The organism is Streptomyces sp. NPDC023573 (assembly GCF_055559735.1).
The window spans coordinates 951,270-970,965 of record NZ_JBVHKB010000001.1 but is presented as its reverse complement, the minus strand read 5'-3'; the positions used below and the strand labels follow the sequence as shown (position 1 = coordinate 970,965).

The following is a 19,696-nucleotide window of genomic DNA, read 5'->3' as shown; positions in this document are numbered from 1 at the left end:
CCCTCACCGGTACTCCGAGAGCCTGCGGTTGACCCCGACGATCGCGGCGACCGCACCCAGCACGGCGAGGACGGCTGCCCCGGCCGGCAGCCCGCCCAGCGCCCCGCGGCCGTCCTCGGCCGCGGCGTCGAACTGGTCCTGTTCATGGGCGAGGGCCGTCTCCAGCGCGTCGTCGACCTTCTCGAAGGACTCACCCGTGGAGTTCTCCGGGTCGATGATCTGCAGCAGCGCGCTGTCGTAATCACCCTGGTCGTCCGTCGCCCTGGCCTTCTTGTGGCGGTCCTGCCACTCGGACACGCTGTCGATGGCGGCCTCCACCGGCTCACTCCCCCCGGAGTCGTCGCCGGCGAGCTTCTCCGCGCTCTCGAGCTGTGTGCCGAGTGCCTTCATGCCCGTGCTGTAGTCGGTCTCGTACTTGTCCGCGCCGTCCGGGGTCAGGACCGCGCCCCGGGCGACCAGCGTGAGGTTCTCGTTGGCCCGTGCCTTCAGCGAGTTGATCCTGGCCTTGTTGAGGACGTCGAGTGACTGCTGCCCGTTCGACATCGCGCTGTGCAGCTCCGCCCTGGCCACCGTGTGTCCCACGGCCAGCCACAGCAGCACCACCGTGGCCGCGGCCGTCGCCGCGAGCAGCCCGTGGTTGAAGACGCGGTTCGTCCTGCGGTAGTTGCGCCGCTGCATCCACACCAGCGCGGCCAGCGCCAGGACCCCGGTGGCCAGCGAGAGGACGGGCCAACGCCGGGCGTCGGCCGAGTCGGTGGTCAGCCGGCCGGTCTCCGCCGCGTACAGCCGCTCGGCCGCCGGGAGGATCTCGTTCGTCATCTTCTGGTTGGCGTAGCGGAGATAGGCGCCGCCGAGCGGCAGACCCTGCCGGTTGTTGGCCCGGGCCCGCTCGATCAGCCCCGTGTACTCGGGGAGCAGCTCGCCCAGCGTGGTGATCTCCCGGTGCGAGGAGGTCGAGGCGTCGGTGCTCGCCGCGGCCTTCACCAGCAGCCGGGAGGCCTCCTTGATGTCCGCGTCGTACTGCGCGAGCACGTCCTCGGGCTCCTGAGCCCCCGCCAGGAAGCCGCTCGCGGCCATCGTGTCCGCGTCGGCCAGTGAACGGTAGATGCTCGCGGCGGCCGCGCTCAGCGGCTGACTGCGTGTCACCACGTCATCGGCGGACGAGGCACGTCCGGAGATCTCCGTGACGGTCACCGCACCGAACACCACGACCAGCAGCGCCAGTACGGCGCCGAAGATCTGCAGCCTGCCCGGCTCGGTCGTCGCCGCGGCGCGCAGCCGGTCGACGGCCACGGACGGGACACCACGACGCTGCGCGGGTACCGTCACGGGCGCGGACGGCGCATCCGGCCCGGGCTCCCGCAGTGCGGCCCCGCTCGGCGGGTATGTCACGAGACCTCCCCCTCGGTCATGACGACGGCCCGGGCCCCCCGGCCGATCGGGGGACGACTCGTCCTGGCCAGAAGTATGGCCCCAAGGGAACCTGGTCCACCAGGAATGCCCGGATCGCGCCCCCGCCCCCGTATTCGATCAGGACGAGCGCGAGCGATCAAGGCAATCGGCCGGGCGGGCCCCTGAGCAGACTGATCTCCCCACATGAACACGTTCGGGACAGCTGATCGGTTCCCGTACGGGAGGGGCGCCCCGCGCGGCACGGCCACGGGACGCCCGGCGGGTCAACTCTCAGACGTACCGCGCCCGCAGCCTGTCGTACGCCGCGGGGGCGGCCCCCGTGCGGTCCAGGCCCAGCAGTCCGGCACCCAGCACCGGCGGAGCGGAGACGACCCTGATCACCGCCTTCGGCGCGCGGACCGCGAGGAGTTCGCCGATCCGGTCGTCCAGAGCGGGGTGCCGGGCCGCCAGCACGCTGCCGCCCAGCACCACCGGTACCTCTTCCTCCAGCAGACCGAGCCGGGCCAGCGAGACGGCGGCCATCGCCACCACCTCGTCGCCGAGCCGGTCCACGAGGGCGCGCGCGATCCGGTCGCCGGCCGCCCCCGTGGAGAACAGCACCGGGGTCAGCTCGTGCCGGCGGGCGTACGGGATGTGCCCCAGGTGCAGTGCCTCGATCAGGGCGTACATCGAGTCGAGCCCGAAGTGGCCGGGCAGGGTCCGGGCCAGCTCGGTCGGCTCGCCGCGGCCGTCCTCGGCCCTCGCCGCGAACCACAGCGCCTCCTCGGCCATCCCCGAACCGCCGCCCCAGTCACCGGAGAGGCGGCCGATCGCGGGGAAGCGCGCGGTCGCCCCGTCCGGCCGCATGCCGACGCAGTTGATCCCCGCACCGCACACCACGGCCACGCCGCGGGGCTCGTCGACCCCCGCGCGCAGTATCGCGAAGGTGTCGTTGCGCACCTCCACGGTGCCGCCCCAGCCGCGGGCTTCCAGCGCCTCGGCCAACTCCCGTTCCTCGACCGGGAGGTCGGCGTTGGCGAGACAGGCCGACACATGGTCGACGCCGACGGCCCCAGCCTGCGCGAGGGCGGTCCCGACCGCCTCCGCGAGCCCGTCGACGGCCGTGCCGATCCCGACGGCCGGCGGCTGGAAGCCGCCCCCGCGCCCGGTGCCGAGGACGGTCCCGTCGGCGCCGATCACCGCCACGTCCGTCTTGCTGTTGCCCGCGTCGATCGCGAGCACATGTGCGGTCAGGCCCACGCCAGGTGCTCCCGGTTGTGCGCGATCAGCTTGTCGGTGAGCGCCTCGGCGTACTCGAACTGACCGGTCAGCGGGTGGGCCATCAGCGCCTTGAACACCCGGTCACGGCCGCCGCGCAGCGCGGCGTCCAGAGCCAGGTCCTCGTAGGCGGTGACGTGGCCGATCAGCCCGGCGAACAGCGGGTCCAGGGCGGGCACCGCGAGCGGCGTGGCACCGCTGCCGTCCACCCGGGCCTGGACCTCGATCACCGCGTCGTCCGGCAGGAAGGGCAGCGTCCCCTTGTTGTACGTGTTGACCACCTGCACCGCGGAGCCGCCCCCGCCGAGCAGCGCGGACGCCAGGTCGACGGCCGCCTCGGAGTAGAAGGCACCGCCCCGCTTGCCCAGCAGCGCGGGCTTCTCGTCCAGGGCCGGGTCGCCGTACATCTCCAGGAGTTCCTTCTCCATCGCGGCGACCTCGGCCGCACGGGACGGCTTCGTGCCGAGCTCCCGTACGACCTCGTCGTGCGCGTAGAAGTACCGCAGGTAGTACGACGGGACCACGCCGAGGCGGTCGACGATCTGCCGGGGCATGCGCAGGTCACCGGCGATCACGTCACCGTGCTCCGCGAGGAGCCTCGGCAGGACGTCCTCGCCGTCCGGGCCGCCCAGCCGCACCCCGAGCTCCCACGTCAGGTGGTTGAGCCCGACATGGTCGAGGTGGACCTCGCCCGGTGTCACGTCGAGCAGGGCGGCGAACTTCCGCTGGAAGCCGATCGCCACGTTGCACAGGCCGACGGCCTTGTGCCCGGCCTGGAGCAGGGCCCGGGTGACGATCCCGACCGGGTTGGTGAAGTCGATGATCCAGGCGTCGGGATTGGTGCGGCGCACCCGCTCGGCGATGTCGAGGACGACCGGGACGGTGCGCAGCGCCTTGGCGAGACCGCCCGCCCCGGTGGTCTCCTGGCCGACACAGCCGCATTCGAGCGGCCACGTCTCGTCCTGGTTGCGGGCGGCCTGCCCGCCGACGCGGAGCTGGAGCAGCACGGCGTCCGCGCCGGCGACCCCGGCGTCCAGGTCGGAGGTGGTGACGATCCGGCCCGGGTGGCCCTGCTTGGCGAATATCCGCCGCGCCAGGCCGCCGACCAGCTCCAGCCGGTCGGCCGCCGGGTCGACGAGCACGAGTTCTTCGACCGGCAGGGTGTCCCGCAGCCGCGCGAAACCGTCGATCAGTTCGGGGGTGTAGGTGGACCCGCCGCCCACTACTGCGAGCTTCATGCTTCTCAGCCCTTTACTCCGGTGAGGGTGACGCCTTCGACGAAGGCCTTCTGTGCGAAGAAGAACACGATGATGACCGGCGCCATGACGAGCAGGGTGGCGGCCATCGTCAGGTTCCAGTTGACCGCGTGGGCGCTCTTGAAGGACTCCAGGCCGTAGCTCAGGGTCCAGGCGCCCGGGTTCTGTGCGGCGTAGATCTGCGGTCCGAAGTAGTCGTTCCAGCAGTAGAAGAACTGGAAGAGCGCGATGGCCGCGATGCCCGGCTTGGCCATCGGTACGACGATCTTGAGCAGCGTGCGGAACTCACCGCAACCGTCGACCTTCGCCGACTCGATGTACTCCTGCGGAATGGTGAGCAGGAACTGCCGCAGCAGGAAGATCGAGTAGGCGTCGCCGAACGCCATGGGGATGATGAGCGGCCACAGCGAGCCCGACAGGTGGAACTGCTGCGCCCACACCAGGTACATCGGGATGATGATGACCTGCGGCGGAAGCATCATCGTGGAGATGACGAGGATCATCGCCGTACGCCGGCCGCGGAAGCGGAACTTGGCCAGCGCGTAGGCGACCGGCACCGACGAGCACACGGTGAACACGGTGCCCACGAGCGCGTACATCAGCGAGTTGCGCCACCAGCTGAGGAAGCCCGGGGTGTGGAAGACCGTCGAGTAGTTCGACCAGTTCCAGGAGTCGGGCCACAGTTCGCCGCTCATCGCCTGGTCGTCGCTCATCACCGAGGTGAGGAGGACGAAGACGAACGGCAGGACGAAGAACAGGGCGAGCGCGACGGCCACGGAGTGGACCGCGATCCAGTTCAGGACACGCTTACGGCGGTGCCTTGCCGCGTCGGAGCCGCTCGGGCGGCTCGCCACGGCGGTGTCCGGCCTGGTCAGGGTGGTGGGCATCGTCATCTCAGTCCTCCGCCGGGATGAGGCCGACGCTCTTGCGCATCAGCAGAAGGGTGACGGCCATGGCGATGGCGAAGAGCACGAGCGAGAGGACGCACGCGGCACCGGTGTTGAAGTTCTGGAAGCCCATCGAGTAGACGAGCTGCGGCACCGTCAGGGTGGAGTGGTCCGGATAGCCGGGCTGGATCACGGTGCCGGGGCCGATGGAGACGCCGGAGGCGAGCTTCCCCGCGACGAGGGCCTGCGTGTAGTACTGCATCGTCTGCACGACGCCCGTGACGACGGCGAACAGCACGATCGGTGTGATGGCGGGCCAGGTGACGTAGCGGAACTTCGTCCAGGATCCCGCGCCGTCCAGGTCGGCGGCCTCGTACTGCTCCTTCGGCACGTCCAGCAGCGAGGCCATGAAGATGACCATGAGGTCGCCGATGCCCCACAGGGAGAGCAGCACCAGCGAGGGTTTCGACCAGTTCGGGTCGTTGAACCAGCTCGGGCCGTGCAGGCCGAACCACGAGAGGATCTCGTTGACCGGCCCGGTGGACGGGTTGAGCAGGAAGACGAAGGCGACGGTGGCCGCGACCGGCGGCGCCAGGTACGGGATGTAGAAGGCCGTGCGGAACAGCCCGACCCCCGTCTTGATCCTGGTGATCAGCAGGCCGACACCGAGACCGAACACCACGCGCAGCGCGACCATCACCACGACCAGCCACAGTGTGTTCCACAGGGCGGGCCCGAACAGCGGCATCTGCTCCAGCACGTACCTCCAGTTGCGCAGCCCGACGAACGTCGGCGCCTTGATCTGGTTGTAGTGCATGAACGAGAAGTAGACGGTCGCGATCAGCGGATAGCCGAAGAAGACCGAGAAGCCGATCAGCCAGGGCGAGAGGAATCCCAGGGTGCGCAGCCGCTCGCGGTTCCGCTTGCGCCGCAGGGGGGAGTTGCGGGGGGCCGGTTCGGTCCCCCGTCCGGCGGACTTCGCCGGGGTGGAGAGGGAAAGTGCCATGACTCGGCTCCTCAGTTTTCCGACTGGAGGTTGTCGGCGTCGATCTGCTCGTCGAGTTCCTTCAGTGCGCCGTGCAGATCCTTGGTCCTGCCCGCTTCGACGGACTGCGAGAAGTCCATGAACGAGGTGATGTACTGACCGCCGTTGTTCGACGGCGGAACGGCCTGGCTGTGCGGGTTCCGCGCGATCTCCATGAAGGTCCGGAAGGCCGGATCCGCGTCCAGGTCGGGCGACTTGAGCGCCTCGAAGGTGGAGGGCACGTTGTGGATCGCGTTGGCGAAGTGGACGACCGCGTCGGTGTCGGTCGTCAGGTACTTCACCAGCTCCCACGCCGCGTTCTGGTGTCGGCTGCTGTGCGCGATGCCGGCCACGGTGCCCGTCAGATAACCGCGCCCGTAGGTGTCGGCCTGGTCGTCGGGGACCGGCAGCGGGGCGACCCCCCAGTCGAAGTCCGCCTCGGCCTCGTCGAGCATCAGGCCGCGCCACTCGCCGTCCAGGTGCATCGCGAGCTTGCCGGTCAGGAAGCCGTTCTGGGAGGACATCTCGTCACCGAAGGTGGCGCGCAGCCGCTCCATGGCCCGGTAGCCGCCCTGCGCGTCGGAGATCCCGCGCATGGTGGTGAAGAACTGCTCGGTCCTGGGCTCGTCGGCGAGCCTCGCCTTGCCGTCGGCGTCGAAGTACTCGGGGCCCCACTGCGCGAACATCCGGTCGGGGGAGTTCTGGTAGAGCTGGAAGTTCGGCATGAAGCCGGCGCGCCGGAGCGAGCCGTCCTTCTTCTTACGCGTCAGCTTGACCGCGTCGGCCTTCATCTCGGACATGGTGCGAGGAGGCCGGCTGATGCCCGCCTCCTCGAAGGCGTCCTTGTTGTAGTACATGCCGAACGCGTCGGCGAGCAGGGGCGCCGCGCACTGGACGCCCTCGTACCGCGTGTAGTCCAGCAGGGTCTTCGGGAAGACCTTCGCCTTGTCGATCCCGCTCTTCTTCAGGAAGGGGTCGAGATCGGCCCACATGCCGGAGGAGCAGTACTGCCCGACGTTGTTGGTCGTGAACGAGGTGACGACGTCGGGTGCGTCACCGCCTCCGGCCCGCAGCGCCTGGTTGATCGTCTCGTCGCTGACGTTGCCGGTGGAGACGACGTCGATGTTGGGGTGGAGCTTTTCGAACCGGGCGATGTTCTCGTCGATCGCCTTGACCTCACCGGGCGCCGACCAGCCGTGCCAGAACTTCAGCGTGACCGGTTTGGTGGGGTCGTCGGTGTTGCTGCCGGTGCTCGGATTCGCGCAGCCGGACAGCAGCAGGGCCGCTGCGCCGAGCGCCAGGGGCACGCGGGTACGAATGCGCCGTAGCGCCATGGCGGACTTCCTTCGCGGGGGAGGAGGGACAGGCGGTGAAGCGTGGCGGGAGCGGGCATGGGGGTGCCGTACGGACCACCGGTACGCGCGGTACGGCGGGCCGTCAGGAGGGGGCGGGCGGGGTCAGGCGGTGTCGAACGTGCTGTCGCGCGCCTGGGCGAGGGCGGTGCGCAGAGCGCCGGTCAGTATCGGGTCGCCCGCGATGTCGCTGACGCGGAGCAGCGGCCTGGGCAGTGCCAGACCGGTCATCTCGGCCTCGACCCGCTTGCGCAGGCCGTCCCCGCCGGCCTGGGCCACGGAGCCGGAGAGCACGACCAGCTCCGGATCGACCACGGCGACCACGGAGGCGAGGCCGGTGGCGAGTCTGCGGGCGACTTCGGCGGCCACCGCCTCGTCGGCGAGCGCTTCGGCCAGCGGTCTGCCTCCGGCCAGGTCGCGCACGGCGGGGGAGGAGACCTGGCTCTGGAAGCCGCCCCCCGCGTCGGGCCCCGCCCAGTCGGCGGCGCCGCCCCGGGCGAGCGGGGCGCCGGGCAGCGGCATGTAGCCGATCTCGCCCGCGCCGCCGGTGGCGCCGCGCAGGAGGGTGCCGCCCAGCACGATCGCCGCGCCGACACCCTCGTCGACCCAGGCGAGCACGAAGTGGTCGTGGTCCTGCGCCGCGCCCTCGTACTGCTCGGCGACGGCGGCGAGGTTCACGTCGTTCTCGATGACGACCGGCCGGCCGACCACCTCGGCGAGGTCGGCGAGCAGCGTACGGGAGTGCCAGCCGGGCAGATGGGGCGCGTAGCGCAGCTGCCCGGTGTGCGGGTCGATCGCGCCCGGGGTGCCCACCACCACGGCGGCGAGGTCGTCATGGCCGAGACCGGTCGGACGCAGGGCGCCGTCCACTGCCTCGGCGACGAGCTGGGCGGTGCGGTGCCGTACGTCCTCCGCGACCGCCTCGGCCTCCACACGGCAGGAGCCGACCACCGTGCCGGTGATGTCGGCGACCACGGCGTCGATCCCGGTGGGCCCGACGGAGAGCGCGGCGACGTGGGCGGAGGCCGGGTCGATCTCGTAGAGCACGGCGTTCGGCCCGGGGCGCCCGCTCTGGCTGCCCGTCGAGCGGACCAGGCCCGCCTCCTCCAGGCGCGCCAGCAGCTGGGAGGCGGTGGGCTTCGAGAGCCCGGTCAGCTCGCCGATGCGCGTGCGGGTGAGCGGCCCCTGGGCGACGAGGAGATCGAGCGCCGCCCGGTCGTTCATGGCACGCAGAACGCTGGGGGTGCCTGGGGTGGTTCCGGCCATGAGCGACGCGCCTGCCTCTGTTAGGAAACTTTCCTATCGGTGAGAGGAAGGTATGGCGGCGTCACCGGGGCGTCAATGGGAAGCGCCCCCGAGGCAACCAAAGCGTTACCTGCGGGGGCGCTGCGCGCACCGGACGTCCGGCGGCGGCTACTTCGTGAGGTTGGCGGGCGGTATGGGGGTCGCCGCCAGCGACTGCGGCGACGTCGCCGACGCGTACGCCGAGGGGGCCGCCACGGCCGCCGTCGGATCGGCGGCGGCCTCACCGTCCGTCTGGAGGGGGATGGTGCCGATCATCATGATCCCGGCCGCGTCCAGCGCCTGCTTGATGCGCCAGCGCAGCTCGCGCTCGACGCCCAGCGACTTGCCGGGCATGGTCTTCGCCGTGACCCGGAGGGTCATCGAGTCGAGCAGCACCGCGTCCAGGCCGAGCACCTCGACCGGGCCCCACAGCCGCTCCGACCAGGGCTCTTCCTTCGTCATGGTCTCGCCGGCGCCGGCGATCGCCTTGCGGACCGACTCCAGGTCCTCCGTGGGGCGGACCGTGACGTCGATACCGGCCGTGGACCAGCCCTGGCTGAGGTTGCCGATCCGCTTGACCTCGCCGTTGCGCACGTACCAGATCTCGCCGTTGTCGCCCCGCAGTTTGGTGACCCGCAGACCGACCTCGATCACCTCGCCGGAGGCGACACCCGCGTCGATCTGGTCCCCGACGCCGTACTGGTCCTCCAAGATCATGAAGACGCCGGAGAGGAAGTCGGTGACGAGGTTGCGCGCGCCGAAGCCCAGGGCCACCCCGGCGACCCCCGCGGAGGCGAGCAGGGGGGCCAGATTGATCTGGAAGGCGCCCAGGATCATCAGGGCCGCGGTGCCGAGGATCAGGAACGACGTCACCGAGCGGAGCACGGAGCCGATGGCCTCGGAGCGCTGGCGGCGGCGTTCCGCGTTGACCAGCAGGCCGCCGAGGGCCGTGCCCTCCACCGCCTGGGCGCTGCGGTTCATCCGGTCGATGAGGTTGGTCAGGGCACGCCGGATCAGATAGCGGAGCACGATCGCGACGGCCGCGATGAGGATGATCCGGAGGCCGGTGTTCAGCCAGGTGGACCAGTTCTCCTCGACCCAGCCTGCGGCGTTCCCGGCCCGCTCGGCGGCTTCGTCCAGCGAGCCTGCGGCCCCGGGGGACGGAGCCGCGGCCAGGAGGGCGGACAGGGACACGACGGGGACCTCCGTATGGGGCGACAGCAGACCAACCACAGTAACGAAGCCGGGGGGCCGGTTCGTTGCCGTCGGGGAGGGAGATACACGTCTCACCCGGGGGCGCGGGGGTGTGGCCGGCCCCCCGGGACGGCCTGCCTCCCCGTTCAAGCAGCTGTTCGGGTGTGCCCGGGGCGCGCGTACGGCGGGACGGTGAGAAAAATCCCTTCGGCCCGTTACTCGCACGTGGTGGCGCTCGGACCAGGCATGAGGAGAGACTGAGATCGGATCGTCCCGGCGCGAGCCACGCGTCGCCGGCGTACAAGGAGGCATCCACCGTGCCGCACGTCCTGGTTCTCAACGCTTCGTACGAGCCGCTCGGCGTCGTACCTCTCCGCCGCGCGCTCGTCCTCGTCCTCGAGAACAAGGCCATCTGCCTCGAGGAGTCCGGCGCCTTCATGCACAGTGCCACCCGTGCCGTACCGGCGCCCAGCGTGGTCCGCCTCAAACGGTTCGTGCGGGTCCCCTACCGGGGGCCCGTCCCGCTCACGCGCCGGGCGCTCTTCGCGAGGGACGGTGGCCGCTGCATGTACTGCGGCGCCGCCGCGACCAGCGTCGACCACGTCATCCCGCGCAGCCGCGGCGGGCAGCACGCCTGGGACAACGTGGTGGCGGCCTGCCGCCGCTGCAACCACGTCAAGGCGGACCGCCACCTGCCGGAGCTCGGCTGGCGGCTGCGCCACCAGCCGGCGCCGCCCAGCGGTCTCGCCTGGCGCATCATCGGGACCGGGCACCGGGACCCGCGCTGGCTGCCCTATCTGCAGCCCTTCGGCGCGGACGACGTGATGGCCCGGATCGACGGCGTCTCCGCCTGAGGTGCCGGGCCGTCGACGTGGCGGAGGCCGCCGCGTCACCCGGGCGGGCGACCACGTCACCCGGGCGGGCGCGGCGCCGGCCCGGCGGACGGGCGCGGGCCCGGGGGCTTTTACGACGGACGGGCCGGGTCCAGGGGGCTTTGCGTCGGGAGAGGCGCCGCCGAGTGGCTGAAAACGGTCCATACCTGACGCGCCGGGGAACGAAGTGTGACCCACGGCACGTTGGAATCGTTGTCATAACGCCTATGTCACGTCCACGTCTGCTCCCGCGCCCGCTGGGTAGGTCTGCTGTGTCCTGTTGTCCACGGCCAGGAGGCCACCATGCCCGCTTCCGCGCAGCTTCTGCTCTCCGCCCTCTCCAAACAGGTGCCTAGCCCCATGGGTTCCGATCCGCTGGCAGGCAAGACGTCCCCGTCCTTCACCGCCCCTCCGATGATCAGTGAGCTGCCGCTCGCCGAGGTCTCGCACCTGATCGGTGAGCCCGCTTCGCTCGACAGCGCCCCGCTTCCCGGCGAACCCCCGCTCACCAGTGAGCCTCCGCTCGCCGACGCCACACCCCTCACGAGCGAGCCACCGCTCGCCGCCGTCGCCCCTCTGACCAGCGAGCCGACAGCACCCGGCACCGCAGGGGGCATGGAGTCCCCAGGAGTCTGAATGGGCTTGTCCCGGCTCGCCGCACTGCACGGCGTCGCCACCTCCTTCTCCCCGTCCGCGGATGTCACGGTGTCCGTCCCCGACGACACGGTCACGGCCGTGCTCGCCGCCCTGGGCGTCGACGCCGGCACCCCCGCGGAGGTGGAGGGATCACTCGCCGCAGCCGAATCGGCAGCGGCCTCCCGACTGCTCCCGCCGACCGTGGTGGCCTGGTCGGGAGAGCCGTTGCCGGCAGCGCTGACCGCACTGCCGCCCGGCGCGCTCCTGACGGTCGACCCCGAGCCGGGCGCCACCGACGCGCCGTCGCCCCTGCGCATGCGGGTGCTTCCCGCACCCGCCTCCGAGACGAGCTCGCCGACGACACCCGCCTGGTGGAACGAACCGCCCCTGGGCGTCCACCGGCTGACCGTCCGTACGGCGGACCACCGCCACGCCACCGCCACGCTCGTCGTCGCTCCGGACCGCGTACCCCAGCCGGCCGCCGGCACGCACGGATTCCTCGTCCAGCTCTACTCGATGCTGTCCGCCCGCTCCTGGGGCATGGGCGACCTCTCGGACCTGGCCGACCTCGCCGCCTGGGCGGGACGCACCCTGGGGAGCGGCTTCGTCCAGGTCAACCCGCTGCACGCCGCCGTGCCCGGCAGCCCGACCGACCCGTCCCCGTACCGTCCCTCCTCCCGCCGCTTCCCCGACCCGGTCCATCTGCACATCGAGTCGATCCCGGAGTACGGCCACGTCGCCGAGCCCGGCAGGGCGGCCCTGGACGACCTGCGCCAGGAAGCCGCCGCCCTCCGCGAGGCCGTGCTGAACAAGGGCGCGCTCATCGACCGGGATGCCGTCTGGACGCTCAAGAAGCAGGCCCTGGAGATCGTCCACGAGGTCCCCCTGACCCCCGGCCGCCGCGCCGCCTACTGCGACTTCCTCGCCGGGCAGGGGCAGGCCCTGGAGGACCACGCCCTGTGGTGCGCCCTGGCCGAGGTGCACGGCTCCCGGTGGCGCGACTGGCCCGAAGGGCTGCGGGACCCCCGCTCCCCGCAGAGCGCCCGCGCCCGCACCGAACTGCTGGACCGGGTCGACTTCCACTGCCGGCTCGCCTGGCTCACCGACACCCAGCTCGCCACGGCCCAGAGCGCCGCGCGGGAGTCCGGGATGGCCGTCGGGATCGTCCACGACCTCGCCGTGGGCGTCCACCCCGACGGCGCCGACACCTGGGCCCAGCAGGACGCCTTCGCGCACGGCATGTCCGTCGGCGCGCCCCCGGACGCCTTCAACGCCCACGGCCAGGACTGGGGGCTGCCCCCCTGGCGCCCCGACGCCCTCGCGGCGTCCGCCTACGCCCCCTACCGCGACCTCCTGCGCGGCCTCCTCGCCCACGCCGGAGCGCTGCGCATCGACCACGTCATGGGTCTCTTCCGGCTCTGGTGGGTGCCCGAGGGGCGCCCGCCCACCGAGGGCGCCTACGTCGGCCAGGACGCCGAGGCGATGCTCGCCGTGCTCGTCCTGGAGGCACACCGGGCCGGTGCCGTCGTCATAGGGGAGGACCTCGGCACCGTCGAGCCCGGCGTACGCGAGGCGCTGGCCCGCCGCGGGGTGCTCGGCACCTCCGTGCTCTGGTTCGAGCGCGACTGGGCCGGCACGGGGCGGCCGCTGGCACCCGGGCAGTGGCGCGAGGGCTGCGTGGCCACGGCGACCACCCACGATCTGCCCTCCACCGCCGCACGCCTGACCGGCGATCACGTGACGCTCCGCCACCGGCTGGGGCTGCTCACCCGGAGCCTGGAACAGGAGCTGGCCGAGGACGCCGCCGACACCGCCGAGTGGCTGGCATGCCTGGCCCGGCTCCGGCTGCTGCCCGAGGGCGAGGGTGACGAGGAGGCGGCGGTCCGCGCGGTCCACCGCTTCCTGCGGGCCACCCCCGCCCGGATGGCCGGGGTCTGGCTCCCGGACACCGTGGGCGACCGCCGGCCGCAGAACCTCCCCGGGACCTGGGACCAGTACCCCAACTGGCGCCTGCCCATCGCCGACGCGGAAGGCCACCCCGTCACGCTGGAGGAGATCACCGCGTCGCCCCGGCTGCACCGGCTCATGGCGGTCCTGACGGACGGCCACGAGTCCCGTACGGCACCCCCGGGCGCGCGCCCCTCGTAGGCGTTCGCTACGTTTGCACCGTGGACAAGAAGAACGCTATGCGCGCCGGCGCCGTCGCGGCCGGTACGACGCTGATGATGCTGCTCATGTCGTCCCCGGCGCTCGCGCTGACCCGCGACGACGGTGACGACCCGGGCCCGGGGCTGAACGTGCTGGAGACCCTCGGTCTCTACGTCGCGCTCCCGATCGTCCTGTTCCTGGTGATCGCGGGACTCGTCATGGTCCTCGACAAGTCCAAGAAGCAGGCCTGAAGGCTCTCTTGCGAGTGTGCCGCCGGTACGACGTACCGCGCGGCGCATCGGCATGTCCGGGCGACGGGTAGGTTTCGGCCATGACCGAGTGGGACGTCAAGAAGCTCCGTATCCTGCGCACCCTGCGCGACCGGGGCACGGTCACCGCCACGGCCGAAGCCCTTCTCATGACCCCCTCGGCCGTCTCGCAGCAGCTCACCAACCTCTCCCGGCAGCTCGGCGTACCGCTGCTGGAGGCGCAGGGCCGCCGCGTCCGGCTCACCGACGCCGCCCATCTCGTCCTGCGCCATGCCGAGGCCGTCTTCGCCCAGCTGGAGCGGGCCGACGCCGAGCTGACCGGCTATCTGCGGGGAGAGGCGGGCCAGGTGCGGGTCGGTGCCTTCTCGACCGCCGTCCCCGCCCTCGTCGTGCCGGCCGTGCGGCTGCTGGAGTCCGGGGACCGGCCCGGGCCCCAGGTGCGCGTACGGGAGGCGGAGGCGGCCCAGGCCTACGAGTTGCTGTCGGCCGGTGAGGTGGACCTGGCGCTCTCCCTGGCGGCGCACGCCCCGACCGCCCGGGACCCCCGCTTCACCCTGCTGCCGCTCCTCGCCGACCCGCTGGACGTGGCACTGCCCGCCGGGCACCGCCTAGCCGGCGCGCCCGCCCTGCGGCTGGCGGACCTCTCCCGCGAGGCATGGATCTTCGGCGGGTCCGGCCCGTGGTCGGAGATCACCACCGCCGCCTGCGAGGCCGCGGGATTCGTCCCCGAGCAGGCCCACAGCGCCGCCGGCTGGACGGCGATCCTCGCCATGGTGCGGGCGGGCATGGGCGTCGCTCTCGTCCCCCGGATGGTGTCGGCCTCCGACCGGCCGCGCGACGGCGTGGTGATGCGCGTCCTGGAGGAGGACCGGCCCTGCCGCCATGTTGTCGCGGCGGTGCGGCAGGGAGCGGAGAGCGGTCCCGCGGTCGCACGGGTGCTGAGGGCGCTCCAGTGGGCGGCGGAGCGGACCATTCAGTACACCTGAAAGGACAGTACGAAAATTTTCGATGGACCTGATCGGTAGAGCGGCAGCACAGTAGGCACATGCCCACCGACGAGATCCAGCCGGAACCCTCCTCCACCGACCCGCACGCCAACGACGCCGCCCCCTACGGCGGCGGCGACCCCTACGCCGACTACCGGACCGGCGACTTCCCCTTCACCGAACTGGTCGACCTCGCGGACCGCCGCCTCGGCGCGGGCGTCATCGCGGCCAACGACGAGTTCTTCGCCGAGCGCGAGAACCTCCTGATCCGCGAACCCGCGGTCTTCGACCCCGAGCGCTTCGGTCACAAGGGCAAGATCATGGACGGCTGGGAGACCCGCCGCCGCCGCGGCGCGGACGCGGACCACCCCTTTCCCGCGCCCGAGGACCACGACTGGGCGATCGTCCGCCTGGGCACTCCCGGGATCATCCGCGGCATCGTCGTCGACACCGCCCACTTCCGCGGCAACTACCCGCAGCGCGTCTCCGTCCAGGCGGCGGCCGTGGAAGGCGCCCCGGGGGCCCAGGAGCTCCTCGCCGACGACGCGAAGTGGGAGGAGCTCGTCCCGCCGACCCCCGTACGCGGCCACGCCGCCAACGGCTTCGAGATCACGGGCGGCCGCCGCTACACCCATCTGCGGATCTGCCAGCACCCCGACGGCGGCATCGCCCGCCTCCGCGTCCACGGCGAGGTCGTCCCCGACCCGGCCTGGCTCGCGGCGCTGGGCACGATCGACCTGATCTCGATCCTGAACGGCGGCATGTACGAGGACGCCTCGGACCGCTTCTACTCCTCGCCGGCGCAGATCATCCTGCCCGGCACCTCCCGCAAGATGGACGACGGCTGGGAGAACCGCCGCCGCCGGGTCCGCGACACGAACGACTGGGTGCGCTTCCGGCTGCCCGCCCAGGGCGCGGTGTGCGCCGTCGAGATCGACACCGCCTACCTCAAGGGCAACGCGGCCGGCTGGATCGGCCTCCAGGGCCGCGACGGCGAGAGCGGCGAGTGGTTCGAGATCCTCCCGCGCACCCGGCTCCAGCCCGACACCCTGCACCGCTTCGTCCTCGGCGCCGAGGCCGTGGTCACCCACGTACGCCTGGACGCCTACCCCGACGGGGGCGTGGCCAGGATGCGTCTCCACGGCTCGCCCACGGAGGCGGGCGCGGCCGAACTGGCCCGCCGTTACGAGCAGTCCACGGGCTGACGCCCCCCGGACGCCCACAACTCCCGCCCGGCGGACGGCTGCGCACTCGGCGCCCGTCCGCCGGGCGGTTCTCATTCGGGCAGCGGCGCGAGGGCCCGTCGGGGCAGGATGGGGGCAACGAGCGAGAACCGACGGCGTCAACACCGAAAGGGCGGCCCATGCTGCGCGTCAAGGCCTTCGACCATCTGGTGCTCAATGTGCGGGACGTCGAGCGGGCGCTGGAGTTCTACTGCGGGCCCCTCGGCCTGGAGCCGGTCCGGGTGGACGAGTGGCGCTCCGGCACGGTCCCGTTCCCCTCGGTACGGGTCAGTCCGACCACCATCATCGATCTGCTCAGCGGCCCCCGCGGCGAGTCCAACGTGGACCACATCTGCCTGGTCGTCGAGCCCCTGGACTGGCAGCAGGTCATCGACTCGGGCGTCTTCACCGTGCTCGACGGCCCGGGGGAGCGGTTCGGCGCCCGGGGCAGTGCGCAGTCCGTCTACGTGCGGGACCCGGACGGCAACACCGTCGAGCTGCGCTGGTATCCGCAGGACGCGGAGGAGGGCCGGGCCTAGGGGGTACGGAAGGGGGCGCCTCCTGCCGGAGACGCTCCCTCGCCGTGGGGGCTCCGCTACGCGGTGGCCGCCGCCGCGTCCGCGGCCTGGGCCTTGAGCGCACGCTCCACGCCCGCGCGCGACTCCGACATCAGCCGGCGCAGCGCGGCACTGGGCTGCGCCGAGTCCAGCCAGGCGTCCGTCGCGTCCAGGGTCTCCTGCGAGACCTGGAGCGCCGGGTAGAGGCCCACAGCGATCTGCTGGGCCATCTCGTGGCTGCGGGAGTCCCAGACGTCCTTGACCGCCGCGAAGTACCGCTCGGTGTACGGAGCGAGCAGGTCACGCTGGTCGGTCTGTACGAAACCGCCGATGACCGACTCCTGAAGGGAGTTCGGCAGCTTGTCCGACTCGACGACCGACGCCCATGCCTCGGCCTTGGCCTCCTCGGAGGGCTGGGCCGCGCGCGCGGACGCCGCGTGGCGCTCGCCCGCGGCCGTCCTGTCGCGCTCGTACTCGGCGGCGATCTCCTCCTCGTCGATGAGGCCCGTCGCGGCGAGGCGCTGCACGAACGCCCAGCGCAGCTCCGTGTCGACGGCCAGGCCCTCGATCTCCTGGGTGCCGTCCAGCAGCGACTGCAGCACGTCCAGGTGGAGCGGGCTGCGCGCCGTCGAGGCGAAGGCGCGGGCCCACGCCAGCTGGTGGTCACTGGCCGGCTCCGCCGCGCGCAGGTGCGCGAGCGTCGCCTCGGTCCACTGGTTCAGACCCGCCTCGCGCCAGTCCGGGGCGGCGTAGAGGTCCAGGGCCAGCTTCACCTGGCGGTGCAGCGACTGGACGACCCCGATGTCCGTCTCCTTGCTGATCCCGGAGAGGACCAGCGCCAGGTAGTCGCGCGTCGCCAGTTCGCCGTCGCGCGTCATGTCCCAGGCCGAGGCCCAGCTCAGGGCGCGCGGCAGGGACTCGGCGAAGTCACCCAGGTGCGCGGTGACGACCCGCAGCGACTCCTCGTCGAGGCGGACCTTCGCGTACGACAGGTCGTCGTCGTTGAGCAGGACGACCGCCGGGCGCGCCGTGCCCGCCGGGAACGGAACCGTGGTGCGCTCCCCGTCGACGTCCAGCTCGATCCGGTCCGTGCGGACCAGCTTCCCGGCGGCGTCGAGGTCGTAGCAGCCGATGGCGATCCGGTGCGGGCGCAGCGTCGGCTCGCCCTTCGCCCCGGCGGGAAGCGCGGGGGCCTCCTGCAGCACGGTGAACGAGGTGACGTGGCCGTTCGGGTCGGTCTCGATCTCCGGGCGAAGGATGTTGATGCCGGCCGTCTCCAGCCACGCCTTCGACCAGGTCTTCAGGTCACGGCCGGAGGTCTTCTCCAGCGCGCCCAGCAGGTCGGACAGACGCGTGTTCCCGAACGCGTGCGCCTTGAAGTACGCCTGCACGCCCTGGAAGAACGCGTCCTTGCCGACGTACGCCACGAGCTGCTTCAGGACCGAGGCGCCCTTCGCGTACGTGATCCCGTCGAAGTTCACCAGGACGTCGTCGAGGTCCTGGATGTCCGCCATGATCGGGTGCGTCGACGGCAGCTGGTCCTGCCGGTAGGCCCATGTCTTCATGGAGTTGGCGAACGTGGTCCAGGAGTGCGGCCACTTCGAGCCCTCGGCGTCCGCCTGGCACGCGATGGAGGTGTACGTGGCGAACGACTCGTTCAGCCAGAGGTCGTTCCACCACTCCATGGTGACCAGGTCGCCGAACCACATGTGGGCCAGCTCGTGGAGGATGGTCTCGGCGCGCGTCTCGTAGGCCGCGTCCGTGACCTTGGACCGGAACACGTACTGGTCGCGGATGGTGACCGCGCCCGCGTTCTCCATCGCCCCGGCGTTGAACTCGGGGACGAAGAGCTGGTCGTACTTGGCGAAGGGGTACGCGTAGTCGAACTTCTCCTGGAACCACTCGAAGCCCTGCCGCGTGACCGCGAAGATCTCGTCCGCGTCGAGGTACTCGGCGAGCGACGGCCGGCAGTAGATGCCGAGCGGCACCGACTGGCCGTCCTTCTCGTAGCTGCTGTGCACCGCGTGGTACGGACCGGCGATCAGAGCCGTGATGTACGTCGAGATGCGCGGCGTCGGCTCGAAGGACCAGACGTCGCCCTCGGGCTGCGGCGTCGGCGAGTTGGAGATCACGGTCCAGCCGGACGGCGCCTTCACGGTGAACCGGAAGGTGGCCTTCAGATCGGGCTGCTCGAAGCTCGCGAACACCCGGCGGGCGTCCGGGACCTCGAACTGGGTGTAGAGGTAGGCCTGCTCGTCGACCGGGTCGACGAAGCGGTGCAGTCCCTCGCCGGTGTTCGTGTACGAGCAGTCGGCGACGACCTTCAGCTCGTTGGCACCGGCCTGGAGGTGCTTCAGCGTGATCCGGGAGTCCCGGAAGACGGCGGCGATGTCCAGGTCCTTGCCGTTCAGCACGATGTCGTGCACCGCGGGGGCGACCAGATCGATGAAGGTCTCCGCACCGGCTTCGGCGGAGTCGAAGCGCACGGTGGTGACGGACCTGTAGGTGCCGCCCTCCTGTGCGCCGGAGAGGTCGAGATCGATCTCGTACGCGTCCACGGTCAGCAGGCGCGCCCGCTCCTGTGCCTCTTCGCGGGTCAGATTCGTGCCAGGCACGCGGTCATCTCCTTGATATGCGACGTTTTTTGCCATCCTTCCACGCGGGACGGGCACAACGCGATGTCCGTTTTCCGCCGGACCGGCGGAGTCGGCCGGGCCACCCTCGGATCATGACCACTCACGAGGCACGGCCCATCGGGCCGGACGCTCTGAAAGAGCTCCGCACGACCGACGACGCCGGACGTCCCTGCGTCCCGTACACGGCGACGGAGGGCGGTGATCCCCTGCGCTGCTGCCTGCGCGGCGCACGGCCCGGGGAGGTGATCGCGCTCGTGTCGTACGCGCCGCTGCGCCGCTGGGCCGCGGAGACCTGGGCGCGCCCCGGGGCGTACGACGAGCAGGGCCCGGTCTTCATCCACGCCGAGGAGTGCGAGGGCCCGGCTGCGGACCGGACCGGCTACCCGTTCTCGCGGGCGGGCGCGCTGCGCACGGTCCGGCGCTACGACGCGGACGGCAGGATCGTCGGAGGCCGGCTGCTGGAGATCCCGGCCGACGAGGAGAGGGGCTTCGACGAGGCGCTGGCGGAGGCCTTCGCCGACCCCCAGGTGGTGCTGGCGCACGTGCGGGCCGTGGAGTACGGGTGCTTCCACTTCGAGGTGCGAGCCGGCCGACGGCGGGACTCCGCTCAGGAAGCAGACCGCGAGGCGCGGTGACAGCTGCCCGGCACATCGCGGAGGGGGCGGCCACCGGGATCCGGTGGCCGCCCCCTCCGTCCGGGTG

Annotated in this window: 17 protein-coding genes; 8 read left to right on the top strand and 9 right to left on the bottom strand. The window is 71.7% G+C overall.

Annotation, left to right across the window (positions count from 1 at the left end; genetic code table 11):
• Positions 1–3: 3 nt before the first annotated feature.
• The 8 genes from ACZ32T_RS04385 to ACZ32T_RS04350 all read right to left on the bottom strand — a co-directional run bounded on the left by ACZ32T_RS04385 (position 4) and on the right by ACZ32T_RS04350 (position 9,667).
• On the bottom strand, positions 4–1,392 hold the full coding sequence (locus ACZ32T_RS04385; RefSeq protein ID WP_467262734.1) for a hypothetical protein: 1,389 nt from the start codon (positions 1,390–1,392) through the stop codon (positions 4–6).
• Between the two features lie 291 nt (positions 1,393–1,683).
• The gene (locus ACZ32T_RS04380) at positions 1,684–2,652 is read right to left on the bottom strand and encodes an N-acetylglucosamine kinase (RefSeq protein WP_467262733.1); all 969 of its coding nucleotides are present in this window, start codon (positions 2,650–2,652) and stop codon (positions 1,684–1,686) included.
• Entirely contained in the window at positions 2,643–3,908 is a 1,266-nt protein-coding gene (locus tag ACZ32T_RS04375; protein ID WP_467365255.1) for a 6-phospho-beta-glucosidase, read from the bottom strand. Before ACZ32T_RS04375 ends, ACZ32T_RS04380 begins: the two co-directional genes overlap by 10 nt.
• Before the next feature lie 5 nt (positions 3,909–3,913).
• Entirely contained in the window at positions 3,914–4,819 is a 906-nt protein-coding gene (locus tag ACZ32T_RS04370) for a carbohydrate ABC transporter permease (RefSeq protein ID WP_467262730.1), read from the bottom strand.
• A 1-nt stretch (position 4,820) separates the two neighbouring features.
• Positions 4,821–5,819, bottom strand: coding sequence for a carbohydrate ABC transporter permease (locus ACZ32T_RS04365; protein WP_467365253.1), 999 nt, complete (start codon positions 5,817–5,819; stop codon positions 4,821–4,823).
• 11 nt (positions 5,820–5,830) lie between these two features.
• Positions 5,831–7,171 (bottom strand): ABC transporter substrate-binding protein, encoded by a 1,341-nt coding sequence (locus ACZ32T_RS04360; protein ID WP_467262727.1) that lies wholly within the window; start codon positions 7,169–7,171, stop codon positions 5,831–5,833.
• A 123-nt stretch (positions 7,172–7,294) separates the two neighbouring features.
• The gene (locus ACZ32T_RS04355) at positions 7,295–8,455 is read right to left on the bottom strand and encodes an ROK family transcriptional regulator (protein ID WP_467262725.1); all 1,161 of its coding nucleotides are present in this window, start codon (positions 8,453–8,455) and stop codon (positions 7,295–7,297) included.
• Between the two features lie 147 nt (positions 8,456–8,602).
• Entirely contained in the window at positions 8,603–9,667 is a 1,065-nt protein-coding gene (locus tag ACZ32T_RS04350) for a mechanosensitive ion channel family protein (RefSeq protein ID WP_467262723.1), read from the bottom strand.
• A 317-nt stretch (positions 9,668–9,984) separates the two neighbouring features.
• Between ACZ32T_RS04350 and ACZ32T_RS04345 the strand changes: the two genes are divergently transcribed.
• The 7 genes from ACZ32T_RS04345 to ACZ32T_RS04315 all read left to right on the top strand — a co-directional run bounded on the left by ACZ32T_RS04345 (position 9,985) and on the right by ACZ32T_RS04315 (position 16,340).
• Positions 9,985–10,521, top strand: a complete 537-nt coding sequence (locus tag ACZ32T_RS04345) for an HNH endonuclease (protein WP_104785722.1) — start codon at positions 9,985–9,987, stop codon at positions 10,519–10,521.
• A gap of 321 nt (positions 10,522–10,842) precedes the next feature.
• On the top strand, positions 10,843–11,175 hold the full coding sequence (locus tag ACZ32T_RS04340) for a hypothetical protein (protein WP_467262721.1): 333 nt from the start codon (positions 10,843–10,845) through the stop codon (positions 11,173–11,175).
• Positions 11,176–13,323 (top strand): 4-alpha-glucanotransferase, encoded by a 2,148-nt coding sequence (gene malQ, locus ACZ32T_RS04335; RefSeq protein ID WP_467365251.1) that lies wholly within the window; start codon positions 11,176–11,178, stop codon positions 13,321–13,323.
• A gap of 20 nt (positions 13,324–13,343) precedes the next feature.
• Positions 13,344–13,574 carry a hypothetical protein gene (locus tag ACZ32T_RS04330; RefSeq protein WP_432783174.1) on the top strand — a complete coding sequence of 77 codons (231 nt, stop codon included), beginning with the start codon at positions 13,344–13,346 and terminating at the stop codon, positions 13,572–13,574.
• An 80-nt stretch (positions 13,575–13,654) separates the two neighbouring features.
• A complete protein-coding gene (locus tag ACZ32T_RS04325; RefSeq protein WP_467262718.1) occupies positions 13,655–14,578 on the top strand; it encodes a LysR substrate-binding domain-containing protein in 924 nt (307 codons plus the stop codon).
• Between the two features lie 59 nt (positions 14,579–14,637).
• A complete protein-coding gene (gene alc, locus ACZ32T_RS04320; RefSeq protein ID WP_467365249.1) occupies positions 14,638–15,783 on the top strand; it encodes an allantoicase in 1,146 nt (381 codons plus the stop codon).
• A 158-nt stretch (positions 15,784–15,941) separates the two neighbouring features.
• Positions 15,942–16,340 (top strand): VOC family protein, encoded by a 399-nt coding sequence (locus ACZ32T_RS04315; protein ID WP_467365247.1) that lies wholly within the window; start codon positions 15,942–15,944, stop codon positions 16,338–16,340.
• A gap of 56 nt (positions 16,341–16,396) precedes the next feature.
• On the opposite strand, the gene pepN is transcribed toward ACZ32T_RS04315, so the two are convergent.
• The gene (gene pepN / locus ACZ32T_RS04310) at positions 16,397–18,973 is read right to left on the bottom strand and encodes an aminopeptidase N (RefSeq protein WP_467365245.1); all 2,577 of its coding nucleotides are present in this window, start codon (positions 18,971–18,973) and stop codon (positions 16,397–16,399) included.
• 113 nt (positions 18,974–19,086) lie between these two features.
• On the opposite strand from pepN, the gene ACZ32T_RS04305 reads away from it, so the two are divergent.
• Positions 19,087–19,629 carry a DUF1203 domain-containing protein gene (locus ACZ32T_RS04305; protein WP_467262713.1) on the top strand — a complete coding sequence of 181 codons (543 nt, stop codon included), beginning with the start codon at positions 19,087–19,089 and terminating at the stop codon, positions 19,627–19,629.
• The last annotated feature ends 67 nt before the right edge of the window (positions 19,630–19,696 follow it).